The 26,693-nt window shown below is 57.2% G+C and carries 15 protein-coding genes and 4 pseudogenes; 16 read left to right on the top strand and 3 right to left on the bottom strand.

Annotated features, from left to right (window positions below; genetic code table 11):
- Positions 1–51 precede the first annotated feature (51 nt).
- Complete coding sequence (dapC, locus tag CAter10_RS14870; RefSeq protein ID WP_061534016.1) at positions 52–1,254, bottom strand: succinyldiaminopimelate transaminase; 1,203 nt, start codon at positions 1,252–1,254, stop codon at positions 52–54.
- Between the two features lie 419 nt (positions 1,255–1,673).
- Here dapC and smc point away from each other — a divergent pair, with 419 nt between their 5' ends.
- From smc to rpiA, 8 genes and pseudogenes are all read left to right on the top strand, one after another.
- Positions 1,674–5,204 (top strand): chromosome segregation protein SMC, encoded by a 3,531-nt coding sequence (gene smc / locus CAter10_RS14860; protein WP_061534014.1) that lies wholly within the window; start codon positions 1,674–1,676, stop codon positions 5,202–5,204.
- A gap of 318 nt (positions 5,205–5,522) precedes the next feature.
- Entirely contained in the window at positions 5,523–6,665 is a 1,143-nt protein-coding gene (locus CAter10_RS14855) for a cell division protein ZipA C-terminal FtsZ-binding domain-containing protein (protein WP_061534013.1), read from the top strand.
- Between the two features lie 150 nt (positions 6,666–6,815).
- Positions 6,816–8,882: an NAD-dependent DNA ligase LigA gene (ligA, locus tag CAter10_RS14850; RefSeq protein WP_061534012.1), complete on the top strand. Its 2,067-nt coding sequence runs from the start codon at positions 6,816–6,818 to the stop codon at positions 8,880–8,882.
- On the top strand, positions 8,869–9,744 hold the full coding sequence (gene galU / locus CAter10_RS14845) for a UTP--glucose-1-phosphate uridylyltransferase GalU (RefSeq protein ID WP_061534011.1): 876 nt from the start codon (positions 8,869–8,871) through the stop codon (positions 9,742–9,744). Before ligA ends, galU begins: the two co-directional genes overlap by 14 nt.
- Before the next feature lie 71 nt (positions 9,745–9,815).
- Positions 9,816–10,352, top strand: coding sequence for a peptide deformylase (gene def, locus CAter10_RS14840; RefSeq protein ID WP_061534010.1), 537 nt, complete (start codon positions 9,816–9,818; stop codon positions 10,350–10,352).
- Between the two features lie 286 nt (positions 10,353–10,638).
- Positions 10,639–11,985 (top strand): annotated as a pseudogene (locus CAter10_RS14835) (cation:proton antiporter); the annotation flags it as partial.
- A gap of 61 nt (positions 11,986–12,046) precedes the next feature.
- Positions 12,047–12,403, top strand: a complete 357-nt coding sequence (locus CAter10_RS24585) for a hypothetical protein (RefSeq protein ID WP_417924694.1) — start codon at positions 12,047–12,049, stop codon at positions 12,401–12,403.
- A 96-nt stretch (positions 12,404–12,499) separates the two neighbouring features.
- Positions 12,500–13,171, top strand: coding sequence for a ribose-5-phosphate isomerase RpiA (gene rpiA / locus CAter10_RS14830; RefSeq protein ID WP_061535379.1), 672 nt, complete (start codon positions 12,500–12,502; stop codon positions 13,169–13,171).
- A 626-nt stretch (positions 13,172–13,797) separates the two neighbouring features.
- Here rpiA and CAter10_RS14825 read toward each other — a convergent pair.
- Complete coding sequence (locus tag CAter10_RS14825; RefSeq protein WP_082798065.1) at positions 13,798–14,895, bottom strand: YeiH family protein; 1,098 nt, start codon at positions 14,893–14,895, stop codon at positions 13,798–13,800.
- Positions 14,896–15,070: 175 nt separating this feature from the next.
- Between CAter10_RS14825 and CAter10_RS14820 the strand changes: the two genes are divergently transcribed.
- The 8 genes and pseudogenes from CAter10_RS14820 to CAter10_RS14785 all read left to right on the top strand — a co-directional run bounded on the left by CAter10_RS14820 (position 15,071) and on the right by CAter10_RS14785 (position 25,733).
- Positions 15,071–15,961, top strand: a complete 891-nt coding sequence (locus CAter10_RS14820) for a LysR family transcriptional regulator (protein WP_061534009.1) — start codon at positions 15,071–15,073, stop codon at positions 15,959–15,961.
- A 461-nt stretch (positions 15,962–16,422) separates the two neighbouring features.
- Complete coding sequence (gene chvE / locus CAter10_RS14815) at positions 16,423–17,481, top strand: multiple monosaccharide ABC transporter substrate-binding protein (RefSeq protein WP_061534008.1); 1,059 nt, start codon at positions 16,423–16,425, stop codon at positions 17,479–17,481.
- 141 nt (positions 17,482–17,622) lie between these two features.
- Positions 17,623–19,160 (top strand): annotated as a pseudogene (gene mmsA, locus CAter10_RS14810) (multiple monosaccharide ABC transporter ATP-binding protein).
- A 1-nt stretch (position 19,161) separates the two neighbouring features.
- The gene (mmsB, locus tag CAter10_RS14805) at positions 19,162–20,370 is read left to right on the top strand and encodes a multiple monosaccharide ABC transporter permease (RefSeq protein WP_061534007.1); all 1,209 of its coding nucleotides are present in this window, start codon (positions 19,162–19,164) and stop codon (positions 20,368–20,370) included.
- 137 nt (positions 20,371–20,507) lie between these two features.
- Positions 20,508–22,237: pseudogene (locus tag CAter10_RS14800) on the top strand (IlvD/Edd family dehydratase).
- A gap of 25 nt (positions 22,238–22,262) precedes the next feature.
- Positions 22,263–23,257 (top strand): annotated as a pseudogene (araD1, locus tag CAter10_RS14795) (AraD1 family protein).
- A gap of 59 nt (positions 23,258–23,316) precedes the next feature.
- Positions 23,317–24,897, top strand: coding sequence for an aldehyde dehydrogenase (NADP(+)) (locus tag CAter10_RS14790; protein ID WP_061534006.1), 1,581 nt, complete (start codon positions 23,317–23,319; stop codon positions 24,895–24,897).
- A 44-nt stretch (positions 24,898–24,941) separates the two neighbouring features.
- Positions 24,942–25,733 carry an SDR family NAD(P)-dependent oxidoreductase gene (locus CAter10_RS14785; RefSeq protein WP_061534005.1) on the top strand — a complete coding sequence of 264 codons (792 nt, stop codon included), beginning with the start codon at positions 24,942–24,944 and terminating at the stop codon, positions 25,731–25,733.
- A gap of 14 nt (positions 25,734–25,747) precedes the next feature.
- Here the strand turns inward: CAter10_RS14785 and CAter10_RS14780 are convergent, their stop codons facing one another.
- Positions 25,748–26,689, bottom strand: a complete 942-nt coding sequence (locus CAter10_RS14780; RefSeq protein WP_061534004.1) for a LysR family transcriptional regulator — start codon at positions 26,687–26,689, stop codon at positions 25,748–25,750.
- Positions 26,690–26,693: the final 4 nt, after the last annotated feature.

Genomic DNA, 26,693 nt, shown 5'->3' with positions numbered 1-26,693 from the left:
CATGATGCAATACGTTGGATCAGGCTGTGGCTGGAAGCCTGAGGCCGTGGGCTAGAGTCTTTGGCAAAAAGCGGCAATCCGCTGCGCCGCCTCCAGGCATTCGTCGACTTCCGCCACCAGCGCCATCCGGATGCGTTGCCGGCCCGGATTGCTGCCGTGGGCGTCGCGCGCCAGGTAGCTGCCGGGCAATACGGTTACATTATATTCGGCATACAGCTGCTTGGCGAAGTCGGTGTCTGTGATCGATGCCAGTTTGTCTACCTTGGCCCACAGGTAAAAGCCGGCGTCCGGCAGTGCGACATCCAGCACGGTTTGCAGCACCGGCGTCACTTGTTGAAATTTCGCCATGTATTTGGCGCGGTTCTCGACGACATGGGTTTCGTCGTTCCAGGCGGCGACCGAAGCCGCTTGCACCGGCGGGCTCATGGCGCCGCCGTGGTAGGTACGATACAGCAGGAATTTCTTCAGAATGGCGGCATCGCCAGCCACGAAGCCGGAGCGCATGCCGGGCACGTTGGAGCGTTTCGACAGGCTGGAGAAGGCGATCAGGCGCGGATAGCCGTCGCGGCCCAGCATGTGCGCCGCTTGCAGTCCGCCCAGCGGCGCTTCCGGCTTGAAGTAAATTTCTGAATAACATTCGTCGGCGGCGATCACGAAACCATGCCGATCCGACAATGCAAACAATTCTTTCCAGTCTTCCAGCGACAGCACGGCGCCGGTCGGATTGCCCGGCGAGCACAGGTACAGCAGCTTGACGCGCGGCCAGACATCGTCCGGCACACTGCGGTAATCAGGGGCAAAGTTGCGGGCCGGATCCGAGTTGACGAAATACGGCTGGGCGCCCGACAGGTAGGCCGCGCCTTCATAGATCTGGTAGAACGGATTGGGGCACATCACCAGCGCATCCGATTGCGATGGATCAACTACGGTCTGCGCCAGCGCAAACAATGCTTCGCGCGAACCATTGACCGGCAGGATCTGGGTTGACGGATTCAGCGCTGGCAAGCCGTAACGGCGTTCCAGCCAACCTGCGATCGCCTTGCGCAGCGGCTCCGCGCCGAGCGTGCTGGGATAACTGGCCAGGCCGCTCAGATTGTCGGTCAGCGCCTGTTGAATGAATGGCGGGGTAGGGTGCTTCGGTTCGCCGATACCGAGACTGATCGGCGCGTAAGCCGGATTCGGCGTGACATCGGCAAATAGTGCGCGCAGTTTTTCAAACGGATACGGTTGCAACCGGTCTAGTAATGGATTCACGTGGTTAGTAACGGATGAATAACAAAGGTGGAATGAAAGGCGGCGGCTGTGATTCTGCTGTTTGCATTATATACAGAATGCGGGTTTGATCGCTGGGAATGCTGCGCCTGGCGCTCTGAAAAGGGCGCCGCAAGGCCGATATTGAGAGATTTTTTTGCTTTTCGTTGCCGGCTCGGATTGTTTTGCCGGGAGCAGTCGTTGGTTGGCGTACCGCGCCGATGTCTGTGCACTGTTCGTCTTCCACTTGCTTGGGGTTGAATTAATAATCACATTTTCAATTTTTGACGGCCATTCAGATCGCATATATGGCAGGTCGGAATGTTATGATGTCGACCTCCCGCGAGGTTTTTTTCTCGTTTTCATGAATTTTAAGAGTGACGGCTGCTTTTTCGCCGACTTTGATAAGAACAGTCGATAACGTGCGTTTAACTTCCATTAAATTATCGGGATTCAAGTCTTTCGTTGACCCTACCAATTTTCAGGTCCCCGGCCAGCTGGTCGGCGTCGTGGGACCGAACGGTTGCGGCAAGTCCAACATCATCGACGCGGTGCGCTGGGTGCTGGGCGAATCCAAGGCCTCCGAATTGCGCGGCGAATCGATGCAGGACGTCATTTTCAACGGCTCGTCGCACCGTAAGCCGGCTGGGCGCTCGTCGGTCGAACTGGTGTTCGACAACAGCCTTGGCAAGGCGGCAGGGCAGTGGAGCCAGTATGCCGAAATCGCGGTCAAGCGCACACTGACGCGCGACGGCACTTCGACCTATTACATCAACAACCAGGCTGTGCGACGGCGCGACATCCAGGACATCTTCCTGGGCACCGGCCTCGGCCCGCGCGCGTATGCGATCATTGGCCAGGGGATGATTTCGCGCATCATCGAAGCGCGTCCGGAAGAACTGCGGATTTTCCTGGAAGAGGCAGCCGGCGTTTCCAAGTACAAGGAGCGTCGTCGCGAAACTGAAAACCGCTTGAACGACACGCGCGACAATTTGCTGCGGGTCGAAGATATCCTGCGCGAACTCAACGCCAACCTGGAAAAGCTGCAGGCGCAGGCGGCAGTCGCACAAAAATTCCATGAGCTGCAAGGCGACCAGGAAGAAAAGCAGAAATTGCTGTGGCTACTGCGCAAGAACGAAGCCAAGACCGAACAGGAAAAATACTTCCGCGATATCGAGAAGGCGCAAACCGATCTGGAAGAACAGACCGCCAAGTTGCGTCACGTCGAAACCGAGCTGGAGCACATGCGTCAGGCGCACTATGCCGCCGGTGATCGTATGCACCAGGCGCAAGGCCATTTGTACCAAACCAATTCCGAGATCGGCAGCCTGGAAGCGCAAATCAAGTTCGTCATCGAATCGCGTAACCGCCTGCAGTCGCAACTCAATTCGCTGACCGCGCAGCGCGACCAGTGGCAACGCCAGGGCAGCCAGTACCAGGATGACCTGGTCGAGGCCGAGATGCATCTGGAAGAGCTGATGGCGCGCGTCGAGCAATCGCAAGTGGCGTCGCAACAGCAGAACGATCAATTGCCGGCGCTGGAGCAGAGCTGGCGCGAAGCGCAACTGAAGAGCACGGAGTCGCGCGGCAAGATCATGCAGATCCAGCAGCAGATCGAACTGGAATCGACCCACCAGCGCAACGCCTCGAACATCCTCAACGGCTTGAGCGCGCGGCGCGAGCGGCTGTCGCAAGAAAAGAATGGACTCAACCTGCCGGATAATGCCCACCTCACCAATCTGCGTATGCAGCTGGAGGAAAAGCAGGCTGGCCTGGAAGAGTTGGCGATGCAGCTGGAGGAGGCGCAGGAACAGCAGCCGCGATTGGAAGAAGAACGCCGTGATGCGCAGCAGCAGGTCAACACTGAAAGCGCCAATAACGCCCAGCTGGAAGCGCGCCTGACCGCGCTCAAGCAATTGCAGGAAAGCGTGCAGACCGAAGGCAAGGTGCAACCCTGGTTGCAGAAGCACGAACTCGCCGGTTTGCCGCGCCTGTGGCAAAAATTGCATATCGACGGCGGTTGGGAAACTGCGCTGGAATCGGTGCTGCGCGAGCGCACTTCGGCGCTTGAAATGTCTAATCTGGAATGGGCCAAGGCTTTCTTCAACGATGCGCCGCCGGCTAAGCTGGCCTTGTTCACGCCGAATGGCGTGGCGCCGGCAAGTGCGGTTGACACCCCGGCCGGCCTCAAGCCTTTCCTGAATCTTCTGCAATTGAACGATCCCGGTTTGCGGGCGCTGATGCAGGATTGGCTGCACAATTTCTATGCTGCCGACGACACCACGACAGCCTTCGCGGAACGCAACAAGCTGCCGCTAGGCGCCAGCTTCGTGACGCGCCAGGGCCATGTGATCAGCAAGACCGGCGTGCGTTTCTATGCTTCCGATTCAGAGCAGGACGGCATGCTGGCGCGCCAGCAGGAAATCGAAAATATCACCAAGCAGTTGCGTGCCCAGCAAATGCTGGCCGACGAAGCCCGTTCACGTTCGGTGCGCGCTGAAGCTGCCTTGTCGCAGGCTACCCAGCGCCTGCAGGAAATGCGTCAACGTCATAATGGCTTGACGCAGGCAGTGCATGGTTTGCAGATCGATGTAATGAAACTGTCTGAGCTGCAGGATCGCTTCAACCAGCGCAGCGCGCAGATTTCTTCGGATCTGGCAGAAATCGCTGCGCAGGAAAGCGAGCAGCAGCAGACCAAGATGGAATCGGAAGCCAAGTTCGAACAACTGGATATGGAGTTGGCCGAGCTGCAAGAGAAACATGAGGATGGGCAAACCGATTATCTGGGCAAGGAACAGCAACTGAACGATGCCCGGCAACGTTTGCGCGAGATGGAGCGCGCAGCGCAGGAAGCAGAATTTGCCGAGAAATCCCATCGCAACAAGATCGAAGAACTCAAGCGCAGCATCGCTACCGCGCTGGAGCAGGCGGCGCAGTTGTTTGCCAACATGCAGCAGGGCCACCTTGAACTGGAAAGCCTGGACGATCAGGCGGCGCAGGCGGGCTTGCAAGATTTGCTCGACAAGCGCAGTGAGCAGGAGCGCGCACTGGCCGATACCCGTCACGAACTGGACCAGGTATCGCAGAATCTGCGTCAGCATGAGGAAACCCGGCTGCAAGCGGAGCGTAGCCTGCAGCCACAGCGTGATCGCATCATGGAGCTGCAGTTGAAGGAGCAGGCGGCGCGCCTGAATCAAGAACAATACGTGCAACAATTGCTTGAGGCGCAAGCCGATGAAGCTGCGTTGAGCGAGAAGTTGACCGCTGACATGCGGCCTTCCTATCTGCAAGGCGAAGTCACGCGTCTGACCAATGCGATTGCCGGCCTGGGCGCGGTCAATCTGGCGGCGCTGGACGAACTGGCGCAGGCATCCGAACGCAAGAACTTCCTGGATGCGCAGAATGCCGACCTGACCGAGGCCATCAATACCTTGCAGGATGCGATCCACAAGATCGACAAGGAAACCCGCGATCTGCTGCAGGATACGTTCGACAAGGTCAACCATCATTTTGCCGAGCTGTTCCCGATCCTGTTCGGTGGCGGCCAGGCCAAGCTGATCATGACCGGCGACGAGATCCTGGACTCCGGTGTGCAGGTCATGGCGCAGCCGCCGGGCAAGAAGAATGCGACCATCCATCTGCTGTCAGGTGGCGAAAAGGCGCTGACCGCGACCGCGCTGGTGTTCTCGATGTTCCAGCTGAATCCGGCGCCATTCTGCTTGCTGGACGAGGTCGACGCACCGCTGGACGACGCCAACACCGAGCGCTTCTGCAATATGGTGAAACGGATGTCGAGCCATACCCAATTCCTGTTCATTTCGCATAACAAGATTGCGATGGAAATGGCGCAGCAGCTAATCGGTGTGACGATGCAGGAGCAGGGCGTATCGCGGATCGTGGCGGTCGACATGGAGGCGGCACGCAGTTTTGCCGCCGACCCGGTGGCCGCCTGACGATTTTTTTATGGCGGCAACAGGCTGATTTTGCTAGTCTTAATGCAATATTTTTTAATGCAATATTTTGTAAAAAAATATCTCGGTAATTTATGTTGCCTGTATATACATTAAATCCGGCTTTTTTTTTATGGAAAAAGATGGCATGCCAGCCATGCATTACAACGAATTTGAATCTTTTACGCGGTCACCGACAACCATTTTTGAAGTGTTTTTACCTCGGATCCAATCAATGACCAGTCCACAATTTCAGTCGAAAATTCGCGCGTCAAGCGCGTATCCGAGCGACACGGCAGCAATTAATAAGGCATCAGCAGAATGACAGATCTACAAACAAGCCTGTTTATCATTGGAGGCGCGTTTCTTGTTGGCGTCATTTCCTACAACAAATGGCAGGAATACAAGGCCAAGAAGAGCGTTGAGCGGGCATTTTCCGGATCGCATGACGATGTCCTGATGACGCCTGGCAAGGACAACGGCGAGCCGCAGGTGCGGCACGAACCCAAGCTGTTCGACGCCGAGGGCGATGCCGATCAGGCCGCCATGGTAGAACCGTCGCACGACGATATCGAGCAAACTGCGGAGCAACATGCACTGGAGCCGCAGTTCGGCAATCCGGCCTCAACGGCTGCAGCCGGGCATGAGGTACCAGCACCGGCGCTACGCAAGGATTTGCCGGTGGATGATCTGATCGATTGCGCGATCCCGCTGGTGCTGGAAACGCCAATACGCGGCGACAAGGCACTGCCCGCCTTGCAGACCCTGCGTCACGTCGGCAACAAACCGATCCATTTCATCGGTGAAGACGCCAATGGCGATTGGGAGCCGGTGGCGCATGGCGGCGTCTACAGCACTTTGCTGGCTGGTGTGCAACTGGCCAACCGCAGCAACCCGCTTAACGAAATCGAATATTCCGAACTGGTTATGCGCTTGCGCCAGATCGCCGATGACCTCGGCGCCGAACCGGATCTGCCAGATATGCCGGAGGTAATCAATACTGCGCGCTCGCTGCATCAGTTCGTCATCGAGCACGATGCCCAGCTGGGCGTGAACATCCAGTCGAACGGCGCGCCATGGGCGATCAGCACGTTGCTGGCGGCTTTGGCGAGGCAGGGGTTCGATGCGCGTCCGGAAGGCCGCATGGTCATGTCCGATGGTGACGGAGGCCTGCTGTTTTCTCTGTCGACCAACGCCAGTGCCGTAGCGGAGACCACCAGCCGCCTGACCTTGCTGCTTGATGTGCCGCGCGTGGCGCCGTCGCGTGATGGCTATGGCGCCATGGTGGCCTGCGGCCGCTCGCTGGCGGCGCGCCTTGGCGGCGTGCTGGTGGATGACAGCAACCAGCCGCTGGCGGACGTCCAGCTGGCCGAAATTGCCGGTCAGGTCGATGCCTTTTACCGGGAAATGGATGCGGCTGAAATTCCTGCCGGTTCGGTGCGGGCTTTGCGTCTCTTCAGCTGATTGCAGGACAACCTGCATGCGCCATTGTAGGGTGGGTACGGTTACCCACCTTGCTTGCAGAGCGTCACTACAAAGAACAATATTTGCAGCATAGAGTAGATAGAGCCGCCTTAGTGCGGCCTCTTGCTTTGTACTCAACGGATATCACACATGCCATCTTCTTCATTGGACACCGCTGACTGGCGCGCTCGCGCCGCCTGGCTGGCTGCCGAATTAAACCGCCACAACTATTCATATTACGTGCTCGACAATCCGTCGATTCCTGATGCCGAATACGACCAGCTATTCCGCGAACTGCAAGCGCTGGAACAGGCTCATCCTGAGCTGAATACACCTGATTCGCCGACCCAGCGCGTCGGCGCTGCGCCGCTGCCACAGTTCGAGCAGGTCACGCATTCGATCCCGATGCTGTCTCTCGGTAACGGCTTCGAGGATAACGATATTGTCGAATTTGATCGCCGTGTCCGAGACGGTCTTGACACGCAGGTCGATACCGAGATCGAGTATGCCGCCGAACTGAAATTCGATGGCCTGGCCATCAACCTGCGTTATGAAGATGGTGTCCTGGTCCAGGCCGCCACCCGCGGCGACGGCACCACTGGTGAGAATGTCACCAGCAATATCCGCACGGTGCGGGCGATCCCGCTGCGTCTTCACACAGAGCGTCCACCCAAAGTGCTTGATGTGCGCGGCGAAGTGCTGATGTTCAAGGCCGATTTCGCCAAGCTCAATGCGCGCCAGCGTGATGCCGGATTGAAGGAATTCGCCAACCCGCGCAATGCCGCCGCGGGTAGCCTGCGCCAACTCGATTCGCGCATCACTGCGCAGCGCACCTTGCGTTTCTTTGCCTACGGCATCGGCATGCTGGAAGGCGCGGAGATGCCGGCGTCGCACTCGGCTCTGCTGGATTGGTACAGCCAACTTGGGCTGCCGGTTTGCAATGAGCGCGGCGTAGTCAAGGGCGCTGCCGGACTGCTGGATTTTTTCCGTGGCATCGGCGCCAAACGCGCGCAGCTGCCTTATGAAATCGATGGTGTGGTGTACAAGGTAAATCGCCTGTTGCAGCAGCAGACTTTGGGTTTCGTCTCGCGCGCGCCACGTTTTGCGTTAGCCCACAAATTCCCGGCCGAAGAAGCCACCACACAGGTGCTGGATATCGAGGTGCAGATCGGCCGTACTGGCGCTGTGACGCCGGTTGCGCGACTGGCGCCGGTATTTGTCGGCGGTGTCACGGTGACCAATGCCACGTTGCATAATGAAGATGAGGTGCGGCGCAAGGATATCCACATCGGCGACACCGTCATCGTGCGCCGCGCTGGCGATGTGATCCCGGAAGTGGTGTCGTTTGTGCCGGAGTTGCGGCCGGTCGATGCACCGGCATTCGTGATGCCTGTTGAGTGCCCGGTTTGCGGCTCGCCGATCATCAAGCCGGAGGACGAAGCCATCGCGCGTTGTTCCGGCGGGTGGGTGAAATGCGCAGCGCAGCGCAAGGGCGGGCTGCAGCATTTTGCATCGCGCCGGGCGATGGATATCGAAGGGCTGGGCGATCAATTGATCGAGCAACTGGTGGACCGCCATGTCATTACAACCGCCGCCGACTTGTATAAACTGGGATTGGTGAAGCTGGCCGAGCTGGATCGGATGGCCGACAAATCGGCCCAGAATGTGTTGAGTGCACTGGAGAAGTCGAAATCGACGACCTTGGGGCGCTTCATTTATGCCCTTGGCATCCGCCATGTCGGCGAGGCGACGGCGAAGGAGCTGGCAACCCACTTCGGCAATATTGACGCCTTGTTGCAAGCTGGCGAGGAACAGCTGTTGGAAGTGGCCGACATTGGTCCGGTGGTGGCACGTTCATTGCTCACGTTCCTGGCCGATCCGCTGAATCGTGAATTGATAGAGCAGTTGCGCGCCGCCGGTATCCATTGGCCGGAGAACTTGCCGGCTGAAAGCGCGTCCAAGCTCATGACTGGCAAGACCTTTGTGCTGACCGGCAGTCTGCCGACCCTGACGCGCGATGCCGCCGCAGCCATGATCGAGGCTGCCGGCGGCAAGGTGACAGGTTCGGTTTCCAAGAAGACCAGCTACGTCGTTGCGGGGGCAGAAGCCGGTAGCAAACTTACCAAGGCGGAAGAGTTGAATATCCCGATTCTGGATGAAGATGGACTCCGCGCTCTTTTAGAAAGTGAACAAGGAAACGTACATGAGCATCATTAAGAAAGCCGTATTCCCCGTTGCCGGCCTGGGCAGCCGATTTCTGCCTGCCACCAAGGCGCAGCCGAAAGAGATGCTGCCGATCGTCGACAAACCACTGATCCAGTACGCGGTGGAAGAGGCAGTCGCAGCCGGCATCACCGACATGGTGTTCATCACTGGCCGCAACAAGCGCGCGATCGAAGATCATTTCGACAAGGCATACGAACTGGAAACCGAACTGGAAGCAGCCGGCAAGGCGCGTCTTCTGGAACTGGTGCAGAACGTCATCCCCAAACACATCAATTGCATTTTCATTCGCCAATCGGAAATGCTCGGCCTCGGCCATGCCGTGTTGTGCGCACGGCCCGTAGTGGGCAACGATCCGTTCGCAGTGTTGCTGGCGGACGATTTCATGGATGTCGCGCCGGGCCAGAAGCCTGTGCTGGCGCAGATGACGGATATCTTCGCCGTTGAACAATCGAGCATGCTGGCCGTACAGGATGTGCCGCGCGCCGACACCAAGCAATACGGTATCGTCAGCATCGATCCTTATAAACCGAATCTGGAAAAGGTCAACAGCATCGTCGAAAAGCCACAACCGGATCAGGCACCGTCGACGCTGGCGGTGGTGGGGCGTTATGTGCTGACCAACCGCATTTTCGATCACCTGGAAGGTCTGGGCAAGGGCGCCGGCGGCGAGATTCAGCTGACCGACGGCATTGCCGCATTGATGCAAGAGGAACGCGTGCTGGCTTATCGCTATGCCGGACAGCGTTATGATTGCGGTTCCAAGCTGGGTTATTTGAAGGCTACATTGGAGATGGGGCTGAAGCATCCCGAAACCGGCGCCGAGTTTGCCGAGTACCTGAAGAAATTCAGCTGATTGGTTTTACATTGGTTTAAATCGGTTTTCAATTTTCCTACTCTGTAAGCACCCTGACCAAAGAGCACGCCATGACCGTTCGTGAAATCCTGAAGATGGGCGACCCGCGTTTGCTGCGGCAAGCCGAGCCTGTCACCGCTTTTGGTACGGCCGAGCTGGACGCGCTGGTCGCCGACATGTTCGAGACCATGCACGCGGTCAATGGCGCCGGCCTGGCGGCGCCGCAGATCGGCGTCAACCTGCAACTGGTGATCTTTGGTTTCAGCAATAACGTCCGTTATCCGGATGCGCCTGCGGTGCCGGAGACCGTGTTGGTCAATCCGACCTTGCGGCCGTTGTCGGAAGAACTTGAAGACGGCTGGGAAGGTTGTCTGTCGGTACCCGGCCTGCGCGGCGTGGTGCCGCGCTGGACCCAGCTGCATTACGAGGGTTTCGACCAGTTCGGCGCTCCTATCAGCCGCGACGTTGACGGCTTTCATGCGCGCGTGGTGCAGCATGAGTGCGATCACCTGAATGGCATTTTGTACCCGATGCGGATCAAGGATTTTACTCGTTTCGGTTATACCGAAATATTGTTCCCTGAGCTGGACCCAAATCACGACGATTGAACCGGCCGTGCATTGCTGCTCCGGCGTTGCCGACGATTGCGGCGGAAACCGGTTTTACCCGACCGGGAACGCGTTCTGGGCAATTTTCAATACACGCAATTATTAAGCTATTGGAAACATAACTTCGATAGCGTACTATAACTGCAACGCATGCTTGCCGCCTGGCCGCCCATTGTCTGAGCGGCCGCAAGTCGGCTGTGCGTTGCCTTGCCGCGCGCATTCTGGCATCTCTTCTTGTTCGTGCAAATCCCCGATAACTGTCCATTTTCATAAGGAAAGCCTGCCCATGCATCATGCAGTCGAAACGTTTATCCAGGATCTGGCCGTGATCATGTTGATCGCTGGCGTCGTGACGGTGTTATTCAACCGTTTCAAGCAACCGGTAGTGCTCGGCTACATTGTCGCTGGCGTCATCATCGGTCCGCATACGCCGCCATTTTCGCTGATCACGGATGAGCGCACGATCCAGATCCTGGCGGAACTAGGCGTGATTTTCCTGCTATTTTCGCTGGGCCTGGAATTTAGCCTGAAGAAGCTTGGCAAGGTTGGTGCCACTGCGTTCGTTGCGGCGCTGGCGGAGATTACGCTGATGCTGTGGATCGGCTATGAAATCGGTATCTTTTTCGGTTGGAAGAAGATGGATGCGGTGTTCCTCGGCGCGATGTTGTCGGTGTCGTCAACCACCATCATCGTCAAGGCCCTCAATGAGCTGGGCATGAAGCGCGAGAAATTTGCGCAACTGATTTTCGGCATCCTGATCGTCGAGGATGTGTTGGCGATCGGCATGATCGCGTTGTTGTCTGGCGTAGCCACCAGCGGTTCTGTGGATGCCGGCGATGCCGTGGTCACGATCGGCAAGCTGCTGCTGTTCATGATCGTCTCGCTGGTGGCGGGGATTTTGATCATCCCGCGCTTGCTCGACTATGTCGCCAAGTTCAAGAGCAAGGAAATGTTGCTGGTGACGGTACTTGGCCTGTGTTTCGGCTTCTGCCTGCTGGTCATGAAAATGGAATACAGCGTGGCCTTGGGCGCCTTCCTGATCGGCGCCGTGATGGCCGAGTCGCGTCACTTGCACCAGATAGAACGTTTGATCGAACCGGTGCGCGACATGTTCAGCGCGATCTTTTTCGTTGCCATCGGTCTGTTGTTCAATCCGTCGATACTGGCGCAGTACTGGTTGCCGATTGCCGTGATTACGGTGGCGGTGGTGCTGGGCAAGGTGGTCAGTTGCGGCTTGGCGACCTTCCTGTCGGGCATGATGGCCGCACATCGATGCGGGTCGGCATGGGTTTGTCGCAGATCGGTGAATTCTCTTTCATCATCGCGGCACTGGGCGTTAGCCTGAAGGTGACCAGCGATTTCCTGTACCCGACCGTGGTTGCGGTGTCGGCCGTGACGACATTGCTGACGCCGTACCTGATCAAGCTGGCCGATCCGTTGTCGACGCGGCTGGCGAAGGCGATGCCGGAAAAGGTGGCGTCGGTATTCGGCATGTATTCGATCTGGCTGGACAGCCTGCAGCCGCAGGGCGATCGCGCCGAACTGTCGCGCATCATTCGCCGCATCCTGATGCAGGTGGTGGTCAACCTGGCACTGGTGGCGGCGATTTTCATCGTCAGCAGCTATTTCGCCGAGAAGCTCGGGACGTTCATGTCGGCCTGGGTTGCCGATGCACAGGTGCAGGATGCGATCGTGTGGGGCGGGCGTTGCTGATATCGCTGCCTTTCCTGATCGCCACTTATCGCAAACTGCATGCGCTGAGCATGTTACTCGCTGAAATCAGCGTCAAGCCGGAGTGGGCGGGATCCTACAACCATGCGGTGCGGCGGGTGATCGCCGAGGTGATTCCGGTGGTGTCGATCATCGGCATCATGTTGATGATTACGGCTCTCAGTAGCCGTATCTTGCCGCCGACCAATCTGCTGGCGCTGGTGCTGGTTGCCGCCGCTGTGCTGGTGCTGGTGTTGTGGCAACGGTTTGTGAAGCTGCATTCGCGCCTGCAAATTGCGTTGCGGGAAACATTGGCCGAAACGCCGGACGAAAATCATTGAAATTCATGCTGAAGCGAGGGAGGATTTTAAAATCGGCGCTCGGCTTTGGTTAAAATAGCGTCTTTACTTCTTTTTCAAGATCAAGCCATGACTGCCATGACCCAGGACGAACTCAAGCTGGCTGTTGCCCGCGAAGCAATCAAATATGTGGTCGACGGCCAAATTGTCGGTGTCGGCACCGGTTCCACCGCCAATTTCTTCATCGATGAACTGGCCAAGATCAAGCATCGCATCAAAGGCGCGGTGGCTTCTTCCGAGGCAACCGCGGCGCGTTTGCGTGCGCATGACATCGAGGTGTACGACCTGAACCAGGTTGCGACCATGCCGGTTTATATCGATGGCGCGGACGAGATCAATGCCGACGGCGCGATGATCAAGGGCGGCGGTGCAGCGCTGACGCGCGAGAAGATCGTGGCGTCGGTGGCGGAGAAGTTCATCTGTATCGCGGATGGTTCGAAGCTGGTGAAGGTGTTGGGCAAGTTCCCGTTGCCGATCGAGGTGATTCCGATGGCGCAGGCGGTGGTGGCGCGCAAGCTGATCAAGTTGGGTGGCGAGCCGCGTTTGCGTTTCAAGGATGGCAAGCCGTTGATTACCGATAACGGTTGCGTGATTATCGATATGCATGATCTGAAGATTACCGATCCGGTGGAGTTGGAGCGGCAGATCAACCAGATTACTGGTGTGGTGACAGTTGGCTTGTTTGCGCAGCAGGGGGCGGATATCTGTTTGCTGGGTACGCCTGATGGTGTGAAGACGCTGACGTTCTAAGGGATTAGTTCGGCCGGTTCAACATCTGCCGTATGTCCTGAGAATTCGGTGCGTACCTGGCACGTAGTTAAATGGGGTCAGAGTTTTTTTTCGCGGCCTTTTGCGAAAATTACTCTGACCCCATTTAACGGACCACGGAGTACGTGCGGTGGTGCATCAGTCTTGTTCGTCCGACTTTACTTAAAACGGTTACTACTCCGTAGAGGCTTGCCGGGGGCGGCCCGGCAGCCGCTCACTTTTTGCTTCGCCAAAAAGTAAGCAAAAAGGCGATCGCACAGCCGTTGCCCGCCGTTGGCGGTTCCCAAATGAGCCGTGCGCCAGTCGGATGGGACACAAACTCGCTGCGCTCAAACATGTGTCCCATCATTCCCGACTGTCACCCGTCCCATTTGGCAACGTCAGCATGCGAAAAGTCAAAAACAACTGCAACTGCGACTGCAACGGCAACGTCAAAAACCAATTCAAAAGCAACGTCAAAACCAACCAATCGAAGTTAAATGGGGTCGGAGTTTTTTTTCGCGGTTCTTTGCGAAAATTACACTTCCCGCGCAGCTCTGACCCCATTTAACGAACGAACCACGGAGCACATGCGCTCGCGTTTCCACGAAGGCTTCTTTGGATTGGCCTCAGGCGAATACCCGCAACACCAGCGCATTGATCATCGCTCCACCAACAATCAACCAGCCGAACAGCATCGCTGCGAACAATAGAGGCTTGACTCCGGCAACGCGGATCGAGGAGAAATGTGTCGAGATGCCTAAGGCAGCCATGGCCATTGCCAGCAGGATGTTGTCGGCATCGTTGACGTGCGCCACCAGCGTCGTTGGCAGGTGGGCGAAGGAGTTGAGGGCGACTACTGCGACGAAGCCGAAGGCGAACCAGGGGATGGCGAGGCGGGTTTTACCTGGTTTGCCGGTGCCGTTGGCTTTTGCTGTGTCACGATTTGCTACGTAGGCCGACAGCAGCATCAGGAATGGCGCCAGCATCATTACGCGCACCATCTTGGTAATCACCGCAGTGTTGGCGGCGTCGGGACTGATGGCGCGGGCGGCGGCTACTACCTGGGCGACTTCGTGCACGGTCGAACCGGTGTAGATGCCGTAGGCCAGCGGTGAGGCGGCCAGGAAGTGCCAGTGCAGGTTGAGCTGGTACAGCAGCGGGTAGAGGAAGATCGCCAGCGAACCGAATACGACCACGGTTGCTACGGCGACCGTCACCTGCGCCGGTTGCGCGCGCAGCACCGGTTCTGTAGCCATCACAGCCGCGGCGCCGCAGATTGAACTGCCGGCGCCGATCAGTATGGCGGTATCGCGATCAAGCTTGAACAAGCGTGTGCCGAGCAGCAGCGCCATGCCGAAAGTCGAGCACAAGACCAACGCGTCGATCAGGACGCCGCTCAGGCCGACATGGCCGATATCCTGGAACGTCAGACGGAAGCCGTACAGGATGATGCCGAGGCGCAGCAGATTCTGCTTTGAAAAATTGACGCCGGGCGCGCAGGATGGGGCCATGCGCTGGTATCCCAGGTTGCCTACCAGCATGCCAAGTACGATGGCCAGTGTTAGTGCGCTGAAGCCATGCGCCTGCAGCCATGGGTTCCTGGCGGCATAGATGGCCGCAGCGGCAATCAATGCGCTGAGGGTTAATCCGGCCAGCAGCGACGGTTGGATTTTGGTGTTGCTCTTGGATGGGCGGGTTGCGCCGGCTAGGGTCGAGGTACTCACAATGACTTCCAATCAGGATGCGGCGCCGGGATATGGCGCCATGGAAGTCACTATAGCGATTACGTATCTAAAAGAAAAACGGATTAATTTTGTATAATTAACCTGTTTTTCAGGTAGATTTAGATCCAGCTACACCACTTCCTGACTTTGCCTTCACTGTAAAGGCTTGCACATAATGCGCCTCACCATCAGACAGTTGCAGATTTTCCTGGCCGTGGCCCAATCCGGCAGCACCACCGCGGCTTCCGAGCAGCTGGCATTGTCACAATCGGCGACCAGCGCGGCGTTGAATGAACTGGAGAATCTGCTGGATTGTCGGTTGTTTGACCGGGTCGGCAAGCGTCTTGTCTTGAACGACAACGGCCGCGTGCTGTTGCCGCAGGCGGGGCAGGTCGTGGATGCCGCCAAGACCATTGAACAGCAGTTCCTGATGCCCGACATGGCGCAGGGCGGCGGTCTGCAAATCGGCTCCAGCACCACCATCGGCAGCTACCTGCTGCCGTCGCTGATCGCGTCCTACCGTCAGCAGCACAGCGAGCTGCAAGTGCGCGTGACGATTGCCAATACTGCGGATATCGTTGCCGCGGTGGTCAATTTCGAAGTCGATGTCGGCTTGATCGAGGGGCCTTGCCACGCGTCGGATTTACAGGTCGAACCGTGGATGGTCGACGAACTGCTGATCGTCAGTTCGCCGCAACATCCGATTGCCGCTGGCGACAAGAAGGTCAGCGTGGCGCAATTGCGCGCTGCCGAGTGGCTGTTGCGCGAGCCGGGCTCCGGCACCCGCGAAGCGGTCGAGCAGGCGCTGTTGCCGCATCTGCATCATTTACAGCAGAGCTGCGAGTTCGGCAATTCTGAGGCGATCAAGCATGCTGCCGCCGCCGGCCTTGGCATCAGTTGCCTGTCGCATGCGGTGGTCGAGGATTTCCTGCAAAGCGGGCGATTGGTTGTTCTGAATACCACGTTGCCGCGCCTGCATCGGCATTTCTACCTGATCCATAGCAAGCACAAGATCCTCTCTCTGCGGCTGATGCAGTTCCTGGCCTTCTGTCGCAGTTGGTCCTGAGAGCTCTCCCTTCAAGGCAGTTGGCAGCTATCTGATTTTTACTGATATCAATATGGATATCAAATAAGAGAAAAAAGTGATTAGTAAGACTGTCCAAGTGTTTTTACACTGGGGGGCGGTATTTATTCTATTGCAAGCGGGTTGGAAGTGTTCATAGGGGGTATTTGATTTTCTGGTGTGTGATATCGAAAAAGATATCACTTATATTAAAAAAATCATTTGTTTGATATCGATCAAATTCGTAATATAGCGAGGAATTTAGCGGGAAATTTGATTGGGAAAGGTCTATATTGATAGATTAGCGATTGCTTTCTGGAAACCTGACATCATTCTGGCGCACAAGTCAGGCGGCAGGATTCAAGTTGCAAAGAAAGTAGCAGGGGCAGGAATTCCGTAACAGATGCGCTTTGCCGGAGATTCCAAAGCAAGGCCACAATAACTAAAGGAGACAAGCTGTGAGAATGATTAAAACGACGATTGTTGGATTGTTGATTGGCGCGTTCGGCCTGGTATCCCAGGCAAGTGCCCAAGACAAGGGTCTGATCGGCATCTCGATGCCAACCAAATCTTCAGCGCGCTGGATCGCCGATGGCGACAATATGGTCAAGGTGTTCAAGGAAAAAGGTTACAAGACTGACCTGCAATACGCCGAAGACGACATTCCGAATCAATTGGCGCAGATTGAGAACATGGTGACCAAGGGCGTGAAAGTCCTGGTGATTGCCGCAATCGACGGCACCACACTGACCAATGCCTTGCAAAAGGCGGCCGACAAGGGCGTCAAGATCATTGCTTATGATCGCCTGATCCGTAACTCCAAGAACGTCGATTACTACGCTACCTTCGATAACTTCCAGGTCGGCGTACTGCAGGCCAGCTACATCGAAAAGGCGTTGGATCTGAAGGGCGGCAAAGGTCCGTTCAATATCGAACTGTTCGGCGGTTCGGCTGATGACAACAACGCGTTCTTCTTCTACAACGGCGCGATGTCGGTGCTGCAGCCGTACATCGACAAAGGCAAGCTGGTAGTGCGTAGCAAGCAGACCGGCATGGACAAGGTTTCTACTTTGCGCTGGGATGGTGCGGTCGCCCAGGCGCGCATGGATAACCTGCTCAGCGCTTACTACGGCAATGCTCACGTGGATGCGGTGCTGTCGCCGTATGACGGCATCAGTATCGGCATTCTGTCGTCGCTCAAAGGCGTCGGCTACGGCACTCCTAAGCAACCTATGCCTGTCGTGACAGGCCAGGACGCCGAGATTCCTTCGGTCAAATCGATCTTGCGCGGCGAGCAGCGTCAAACCGTGTTCAAGGACACGCGTGAATTGGCCAAGGTAACGGCTGGGATGGTCGACGCGGAGTTGAGCGGCAAGACACCGGCCATTAACGATACCAAGACCTATAACAATGGCGTCAAGGTCGTGCCTTCCTACCTGCTGAAGCCAGTCAGCGTTGATGCTTCCAACTGGAAGCAGGTGCTGATCGGCAGCGGTTATTACACTGAAAGCCAGATTAAATAAGAATCAAGTCAGTCGTTTCAAAACGATTGAAAGGAATATCTTGTTTGGCCGGAGGTTGCAGTACGCCTGGCGCTGCTGCAACCTCCGTTTGTCAGGCGCCGGCGTCATTGTGCGCAGTATGAGGTAAGTGAGGTAACACAGATGGAAACCATCCTGGAGATGCGCGGGATCGGGAAGACATTCCCGGGAGTCAAAGCATTAGACAATGTCAATCTGAAGGTGCGCAACGGCGAGATCCACGCTGTGGTCGGCGAAAATGGCGCAGGAAAATCAACCTTGATGAAGGTGCTGAGCGGGGTCTATCCGCATGGCTCTTACACCGGCGATATCCACTATCAGGGGCAGACACGGAAGTTCGAAGGCATTGCCGACAGCGAAGAGTGCGGCATCATCATCATCCATCAGGAACTGGCCTTGGTTCCTCTGCTGTCGATAACCGAAAATATTTTCCTCGGTAATGAACAAGCTAAGCACGGCGTGATTGACTGGGCCGGTTCATATGCCAAGACCAAGGAGCTGCTGGCAAAAGTCGGCCTCAAGGAATCGCCGAACGCGCTGATCACCAATCTCGGCGTCGGCAAGCAGCAACTGATTGAAATCGCCAAGGCGCTGTCCAAGCAAGTCAAACTGCTGATTCTGGACGAGCCGACCGCCAGCCTGAATGAAAGCGACAGCGATGCCTTGCTGGCGTTGCTGCTGGAACTCAAGGCGCAGGGTATTTCCTCGATCCTGATTTCGCACAAACTCAACGAAATTTCCAAAGTCGCCGACTCGATCACGATTCTGCGCGACGGCAGCACCGTCGATACGCTGGATTGCCACAAAGAGGTGATCAGCGAAGACCGCATCATCCAGAACATGGTTGGCCGCGAGATGGCTGACCGCTATCCCAAACGCAGCCCGCAGATTGGCGAGACCATTTTCGAAGTCAAGCAATGGTACGTGCATCACCCGATCCATCCGGAGCGCCAGGTGATCAAGGGCGTCGATTTTCATGTCAAGAAGGGCGAGATCGTTGGCATCGCCGGCTTGATGGGCGCCGGACGCACCGAGTTGGCGATGAGCATTTTCGGACGTGCTTACGGCCAGCGCATCAGCGGCAAGGTTTTCTTGCGCGGCAAGGAGATCGATGTCAGCACCGTGCAGAAAGCCATCGACAATGGCATTGCCTATGTCACCGAAGATCGCAAAGGCTACGGCCTGATCCTTGACCAGGATATCAAGAAGAACATCTCGCTGGCCAATCTCGATGGCGTGGCGGATAACTCAGTGATCGACGAAGGGCGTGAATATTCGGTAGCGGCGGATTATCGCCGCAAGTTGAAAATCCGTTGCGCCAACGTGTTTCAGAAAGTGTTGAACCTGTCGGCGGCAACCAGCAGAAGGTGGTGCTCAGCAAATGGCTGTTCTCCAATCCGGATGTACTGATACTGGATGAACCCACGCGCGGCATCGATGTCGGCGCCAAGTACGAGATTTACACCATCATCAGCCAGCTGGCGAGCGAAGGAAAATGCATCATCATGATTTCATCGGAAATGCCGGAACTGCTTGGCATGTGCGACCGCGTCTATGTGATGAACGAAGGAAATTTCGTCGGTGAACTGACAGCGGCGGAAGCATCTCAGGAAAAAATCATGCGCGCAATCGTGCGGAATGTGAAGAACGGAGACAATTAAAATGAACCATAAAGTTGCAACTGCAGAGACCCAGCCGCCGGCTCTGGCAGACAAGAAGGATTACGCTGGCTTCCTGAAGAACAACATGCGCGAATACGGCATGCTGATGTCGTTGATCGCGATCATGGCATTCTTCCAGTACATGACAGACGGCACCCTGATGCAGCCGCTGAACCTGACCAACCTGGTGCTGCAGAACAGCTACATCGTCATCATGGCGCTCGGCATGCTGATGGTCATCGTGGCTGGTCATATCGACCTGTCGGTTGGCTCGGTGGTCGGCTTCATCGGCGCGCTGGCGGCAGTGCTGATCGTCAACCTGCACATGAATTTCGTACTGGCCAGCATCCTGTGCCTCCTGGCCGGTGGCGCGATCGGCGCTGCCCAAGGCTATTGGGTGGCGTTTTTCAAGATTCCGTCATTTATCGTCACGCTGGCAGGCATGCTGGTGTTCAAGGGATTGACGCTGGCGCTGTTGCAGGGACAGTCGGTTGGTCCGTTTCCGGACGATTTCCAGATGTTGAGTTCAGGTTTCATCCCGGATTTTTTCGGCGGAGCTGATTTGCGCATTACCTCGCTGCTGGTCGGCGTGCTGGTTGCCGCCGTCATGATCGTAGTCAAAGTGCGTCATCGCGCCAAGCAGGTCAAGCATGGAATGGAAGACGAACCGCAGTTGTTCTTCGTACTGAAAAACGGTGTATTTGCTGCGGTCATTATTTTCTTCAGCTACCTGCTGGCTTCCTATAAAGGGATGCCGAACGTGCTGATCGTCATGTTCTTGCTGATGGTGGCTTATACCTTCATCGCCAATCGCACCACTATTGGCCGCCGCATTTATGCGGTTGGCGGTAACGAAAAGGCGGCCAAGCTGTCAGGCATCAAGACCTCACGCGTGTCTTTCTATACCTTCATCAACATGGGCATGCTGGCGGCGCTGGCCGGCTTGATCTTTGCGGCGCGCCTGAATACCGCCACACCGAAAGCAGGTACCGGCTTCGAACTGGATGTGATCGCAGCCTGCTTCATCGGCGGCGCTTCAGCGTCTGGCGGCGTCGGCAAGGTGATGGGCGCAGTGATCGGCGCGTTCGTGATGGGCGTGATGAACAATGGCATGTCGATCATGGGTATCGGCATCGATTATCAGCAGGTGATCAAGGGCCTGGTCTTGCTGGCCGCGGTATTTGTCGACGTCTACAACAAGAACAAATAGCGCTATCGCTGCGGAGCATGCGTCCGCAGCAGCGATTTTCCAATACAAAAGCTGGCATCCATCACGGTGCGGCCGGATGCCGTCCAATTTCAGGATTTCAAGAGGAAACCACAGATGACTGTCGATAAAAACGTCCATTGCGTTCCGCCGAATGGTTTGGCAGCAACGACAAAAACGGCATGATGTACCGCAGCTGGATGAAGAATCAGGGAATCCCCGATCATGAATTCCAGGGCAAGCCGATCATCGGCATCTGCAACACCTGGTCGGAATTGACGCCTTGTAATGCGCACTTTCGCAAGATTGCTGAACACGTCAAACGCGGCATTTCCGAAGCCGGCGGCTTCCCGGTGGAGTTCCCGGTATTCTCCAACGGCGAATCGAACCTGCGGCCAACCGCGATGCTGACTCGTAACCTGGCGAGCATGGATGTCGAAGAGTCGATTCGCGGCAATCCGATGGATGCGGTGGTGCTGCTGGTAGGCTGCGACAAGACCACCCCGGCGCTGTTGATGGGTGCCGCCAGTTGCGACATTCCCGCGATTGTGGTGACCGGCGGGCCGATGTTGAACGGTAAGCACGAAGGCAAGGATCTCGGTTCCGGGACAGCAGTGTGGCAACTGAGCGAAGCGGTCAAGGGCGGCCAGATCAGCATGCATCAATTCCTTTCTGCGGAAGCGGCATGTCGCGCTCGGCCGGCACGTGCAACACGATGGGTACCGCTTCGACCATGGCGTGCATGGCCGAAGCGCTCGGCACGTCGTTGCCGCACAATGCGGCGATTCCAGCCGTCGACGCGCGACGTTACGTGCTGGCGCACATGTCGGGCATGCGGATTGTCGACATGGTTTGGGAAGATCTGCGCCTGTCGAAAATCCTGACTCGTGAAGCATTCGAAAATGCAATCCGGGTCAATGCCGCGATTGGCGGTTCAACCAATGCCGTGATCCATTTGAAAGCGATTGCCGCACGCATCGGTGTGCCGCTGGAGCTAGAAGACTGGACCCGTATCGGCCGCGGCACGCCGACGCTGGTCGATCTGCAACCATCCGGCCGTTTCCTGATGGAGGAGTTTTACTATGCCGGCGGTCTGCCTGGTGTGCTGCGCCGTCTGGGCGAAGCCGGCCTGTTGCCGCACAAGGATGCATTGACAGTCAACGGCAAATCGATCTGGGACAACAACCTGGATGCGCCAATTTACAACGATGAAGTGATCCGCGTGATCGACAAGCCGCTGATCGCCGATGGCGGTATCTGCATCCTGCGCGGCAACCTGGCGCCGCGCGGCGCGGTGCTCAAGCCCTCGGCTGCATCGCCGGAACTGATGAAGCATCGTGGCAAGGCGGTCGTGTTCGAAGATTTTGCGCATTACAAGGCGCGCATCAACGATCCGGAACTGGATGTCGATGCCAGTTCTGTGCTGGTGATGAAGAATTGCGGCCCCAAGGGCTATCCCGGCATGGCTGAGGTTGGCAATATGGGATTGCCGCCGAAATTGCTGGCGCAAGGGGTCAAGGACATGGTGCGGATTTCCGATGCCCGTATGAGCGGCACCGCTTACGGCACCGTGGTTTTGCATGTGGCGCCGGAGGCTGCCGCCGGCGGCCCGCTGGGAATCGTCGAGGATGGCGACTGGATCGAGCTCGACTGCGAAGCCGGGCGTTTACACCTGGATATCAGCGACAGCGAGATGGTGCAGCGTCAGGCGGCAAGGACAGAGGTTAATGCGGCAAATACCGAGGCGACCGCGATGAAAGGCGGCTACCAAAGCCTGTATATAGATCGGGTGTTGCAAGCCGATGAAGGCTGCGATTTCGATTTCCTGGTTGGCTGCCGCGGTTCGGCAGTTCCCAAGCATTCACATTAAGTAGTTACGCAGACTGGAGAAACACATGTTGCTGGTGCAATTCAAGCAGGCCGACGGGCGCGTCGGGTGGGAGTGCTGGAGGACGAGGGACGACAGATCCGCGTCGTTGAAGGCTTTGCTACCACTTATGATCTGGCGCAAGCTGCAATTTCTCGCCGTAGTTCACTGTCCAGCCTGGTCGAGACAGCACTCGGCACCACCGTGTTGGAATATGCGACGGTTGCGCGTGCCGGCCGCCTGCTGGCGCCGCTCGATCACAGCGATGCTGCGCATTGCTACGTCACCGGCACCGGCCTGACGCACCTAGGCAGCGCCGACGGTCGCGATGCGATGCATAAGAAAGTCAATGATGTCGACAACCTGACCGACAGCATGAGGATGTTCCGCATGGGACTCGAAGGCGGCAAGCCGGCAGCGGGTGAAATCGGCGTGCAGCCGGAATGGTTTTACAAGGGCGACGGCAGCATCGTCTGCGCCGGCGAACAGCCGTTGACGATGCCGCATTTCGCATTGGACGGTGGCGAGGAACCGGAGATTGCTGCGCTTTATGTGATCGGCCCGGATGGCGCGCCGTACCGGCTCGGCTTTGCGATCGGCAATGAGTTTTCCGATCATGTCACCGAGCGCCAGAATTATCTTTACCTGGCGCATTCCAAGCTGCGGGTGTGCGCGGTTGGCCCGGCTTTGCTGGTGGGCGATTTGCCGCCGCATGTGGAGGGCATGTCGCGCATTCGCGACAAGGATGGACAGGTGCGCTGGGAAAAGCCGTTTGTCAGCGGCGAACAGAACATGTCGCATACGGTAGCTAATCTGGAGTATCACCATTTCAAATATCCGTTGTTCCAGCGCCCGGGCGATGTGCATATCCATTTCTTCGGCACGGCGACGCTGAGCTGTTCCGACGGCATCCAGGTCGCTCCTGGCGAGACATTTGAAATCGATGTCGCCGCTTTCGGTCCACCATTGCGCAATCGTCTTGCGGTTCAGCAGTTGCCGGTGCCGGTGATTCATCAGCTTTAAATTCGCAGCTTTAAATTCATCAACTTTATGCTGTAGATAGATATTTAGTCAGGAAAACCATGAACATTACAGGCGAATCGCTGATCGGCGCATCGAGCATCAAAGGCGGCGGCGCGGATTTTTTTGCGTTTGACCCGAGTACCGCAAAAGATATCGAGCCGGCATTCCATACTGCTGGCAAAGCTGAGATTGACTGTGCCTGCGATCTTGCGCGAATTGCTTTCGATCCTTATCGTGCTACCAGTCAGGAGGAGCGCGCTCGCTTCCTGGAGACCATCGCTCAGAACATCCTCGATCTCGGCGACCAATTGATAGAACGGGCCATGAGTGAAAGTGGTTTGCCGAAGGCAAGGCTGGAAGGTGAGCGCGGCCGCACTGTTGGCCAGCTCAAGCTGTTTGCCGAGGTGCTGCGCGAAGGTTCATGGCAGGAAGCGCGCATCGACCCGGCGCTGCCGGAGCGCCAGCCTCTGCCGCGTGTCGACCTGCGCCTGCGCATGATTGCGCTGGGGCCGGTCGCGGTGTTCGGCGCCAGCAATTTCCCGTTGGCGTTTTCAGTCGCCGGCGGCGACACGGCGGCAGCGCTGGCGGCCGGTTGTCCGGTTGTGGTGAAAGCGCATCCGGCACATCCTGGCACTTCCGAACTGGTTGGCCGGGCGATTCAAAAGGCAGTTGCGACGGCGGGTTTACCGGAAGGCGTGTTTTCGCTGTTGACCGGCATCGGTAACGAACTGGGTACAGAATTGGTGCGTCATCCGGCCATTCAGGCAGTCGGTTTTACCGGTTCGCGCCACGGCGGTCTGGCGTTGATGGCGGTTGCCGCCGCACGACCACAGCCGATTCCGGTGTATGCCGAAATGAGCAGCATCAACCCGGTTTTCCTGTTGCCGCACGCGCTGGCTGAAAGGGCCGAAGCGCTGGCGAGCGGTTTTGTCGATTCGCTGGTGCTGGGTGTTGGCCAGTTCTGCACCAATCCCGGCCTGGTGCTGGGGCTGGCAGGCCCTGATCTGGAGCGTTTCCAATCTGCGGCCGCTGATCAGCTGGCGCAGCGCAATGCTGCCACCATGCTGACTGCCGGCATTCATCAAGCCTATCAAAAAGGTGTCGGCCGTCTTGCCGCAAACACTAAGGTACATCAGCTCAGCCAGGGCGTCGCTGCCGATGCCGGCTGCAAAGGTGTGCCAACCCTGTTTGCGACCAGCGCCCGCGATTTTCTGAATGATCCGCAGTTGTCGGAAGAAGTATTTGGTCCGGCCTCATTGCTGATCAGTTGCCGTGATGTCGCCGAGATGCGCGAAGTGGCAGAGCATCTGGAAGGACAATTGACGGCAACCTTGCAGATGGCGGATGGCGACCATGGCACGGTGCGCGATCTGCTGCCGATCCTGGAACGCAAGGTCGGGCGGATTTTGGCGAATGGTTTTCCGACCGGGGTTGAGGTGTCATACTCCATGGTGCATGGTGGACCGTTCCCGGCGACATCCGACAGCCGAGTTACCTCGGTCGGTGCCACATCTATCGAGCGCTTCCTGCGGCCGGTGTCATATCAGAACCTGCCCCAGGATTTACTGCCGGCTGCGTTGCAGGACGATAATCCTCTCGGTATCTGGCAACGCATCAACGGTCAGCTGAGTTACCGCTAGAATCACGACATGCTTCGCATGCGTCACATTGAACAGGAGTGGATATGTCCGTAGCAAATGAAGTCTCTGTTGCCCAGTTGGCGCATTTTCCCAGTTTGAAAGGGAAGAGTGTTTTTGTCACTGGCGGCGGCAGTGGCATTGGTGAGGCGATTGTCAGCGCGTTTGCCGAACAGGGTGCGCGCGTGGCTTTTGTCGATATTGCTGTGGAGGCCAGCGTAGCATTGTGCGACCGGCTACAGGCGGCGGGCTTCGTCAAGCCCTTGTTCCGTCACTGCGATATCCGCGACATCGCGGCCCTGCAATCGACCATAAGGGATCTGGCGCAGGAATTGGGCGATTTCGATGTGCTGGTCAACAATGCAGCAAACGACCAGCGCCATCAGCTGGAAGACGTCACCGTAGAATTTTATGACAACGGCATCGCCATTAACCAGCGACCGCTGTTTTTCACCTGTCAGGCGGTAGCTCCCGGCATGCAGAAAAAAGGCGGAGGATCGATCATCAATCTGAGTTCGATCAGTTGGCATCTGTCGAACGGCGGCTACCCGGTGTACACCACGGCGAAGTCAGCCGTCATTGGTTTGACGCGCGGCCTGGCGCGCGATCTCGGGCCTCACAATATCCGCGTCAATACCGTTTCGCCGGGATGGGTGATGACTGAGAGGCAGATCGCGTTATGGCTAGACGCCGCCGGCGAGGAAGACATTAAGCGTAACCAGTGCTTGCCGGGCAAGTTGCAGCCTTGGCATCTGGCGCGCATGGTGCTGTTCCTGGCCGCCGACGACAGCGTGATGTGCACCGCACAGGAATTTATCGTCGACGCCGGCTGGGCGTGAGGTTGTCGCAGACCTTAATAGATTTGCGCAGCGACGTCGCGTATGGTTTGCCGCAACATGGTGGCGGCTGGCGAAAGAATTTGATGGCGGCGGGTGATGATGCCGAAGCCGTCCATCTTGCAAGGCAATTCGATCGGCAAGATCGCCAGCACATTCACCTGGGCGTAGAAACGTGCAACCTCGGCCGGCATCACATGCAGGAAATCGGTTTGTTGCAATAGGCTGCCGATCACCAGGATGGCAGTGGTATCGACCACATTGGCCGGTGGCGTCAGGCCGTCCTTGTGGAACATCATGTCGACCCGGTGCCGCAATACGCTACCCTTTGGCGGCAAGATCCAGCCGGCGTCGGCGATGTCCTTCAATTCCAGGTTCGAGACATTGCGCAACGGATGATCGACGCGGGCGACCGCGCACACCGGTTCGTCCGACAACTCTTCATATTCGAGATTGCTGTTGTCTTCCTGATCCAGGATGCGCGCTACCAGGAAATCTAGCGAGCCGCGCTGCAGACGTTCCAGCAGGATGTTGCTGCTCTCTACTTCGACGCCGATCCGCAGCATCGGCGCATGCTGCTTCAGGCGTGCAATTGCTGGCGGCAGCAGCACCATCCCGGGCGACAGGATCGCGCCGACATTCACCTGTCCCGATAAGCCCGATTTGAGCGCTGTGATGTCGTCGTGCGCTTGCGACAAGCTGGTCAGCGCCATCCGCGAATGGCGGATCATGGCCTCGCCATAGATGGTCGGCCGCATGCCGCGCGGCAGTCGCTCGAACAGCTGCACATCCAGCATGTCTTCAAGATCTTTCAATTGCTTTGACGCGGCCGGTTGCGTCATGTTGAGTTCTTCTGCCGCGCGATGGATATTGCGTTCTTCATCAAGTGCAATCAGCAGCAGCAGTTGCCGGGTTTTCAGGCGGGCGCGTAGGAACCAGTTGGTGTCGTTGGCAGGCATGGTT

It is taken from the genome of Collimonas arenae, from assembly GCF_001584165.1.
In the GTDB taxonomy this organism is placed as follows: Bacteria; Pseudomonadota; Gammaproteobacteria; order Burkholderiales; family Burkholderiaceae_D; genus Collimonas; species Collimonas arenae.
Note: the sequence above shows the minus strand (reverse complement) of the source record. Positions and strands in the feature narration are given on the sequence as shown.

What these genes read in the sequence shown, in the direction of transcription:
- CAter10_RS14820 (WP_061534009.1), top strand. Translation starts at nt 15,071, where the DNA reads ATGCGCCTCACCATCAGACAGTTGCAGATTTTCCTGGCCGTGGCCCAA.
- CAter10_RS14780 (WP_061534004.1), bottom strand. Translation starts at nt 26,689, where the DNA reads ATGCCTGCCAACGACACCAACTGGTTCCTACGCGCCCGCCTGAAAACC.
- def (WP_061534010.1), top strand. Translation starts at nt 9,816, where the DNA reads ATGACCGTTCGTGAAATCCTGAAGATGGGCGACCCGCGTTTGCTGCGG.
- galU (WP_061534011.1), top strand. Translation starts at nt 8,869, where the DNA reads ATGAGCATCATTAAGAAAGCCGTATTCCCCGTTGCCGGCCTGGGCAGC.
- CAter10_RS14790 (WP_061534006.1), top strand. Translation starts at nt 23,317, where the DNA reads ATGAACATTACAGGCGAATCGCTGATCGGCGCATCGAGCATCAAAGGC.
- mmsB (WP_061534007.1), top strand. Translation starts at nt 19,162, where the DNA reads ATGAACCATAAAGTTGCAACTGCAGAGACCCAGCCGCCGGCTCTGGCA.
- chvE (WP_061534008.1), top strand. Translation starts at nt 16,423, where the DNA reads ATGATTAAAACGACGATTGTTGGATTGTTGATTGGCGCGTTCGGCCTG.
- CAter10_RS14785 (WP_061534005.1), top strand. Translation starts at nt 24,942, where the DNA reads ATGTCCGTAGCAAATGAAGTCTCTGTTGCCCAGTTGGCGCATTTTCCC.
- CAter10_RS14855 (WP_061534013.1), top strand. Translation starts at nt 5,523, where the DNA reads ATGACAGATCTACAAACAAGCCTGTTTATCATTGGAGGCGCGTTTCTT.
- ligA (WP_061534012.1), top strand. Translation starts at nt 6,816, where the DNA reads ATGCCATCTTCTTCATTGGACACCGCTGACTGGCGCGCTCGCGCCGCC.
- rpiA (WP_061535379.1), top strand. Translation starts at nt 12,500, where the DNA reads ATGACCCAGGACGAACTCAAGCTGGCTGTTGCCCGCGAAGCAATCAAA.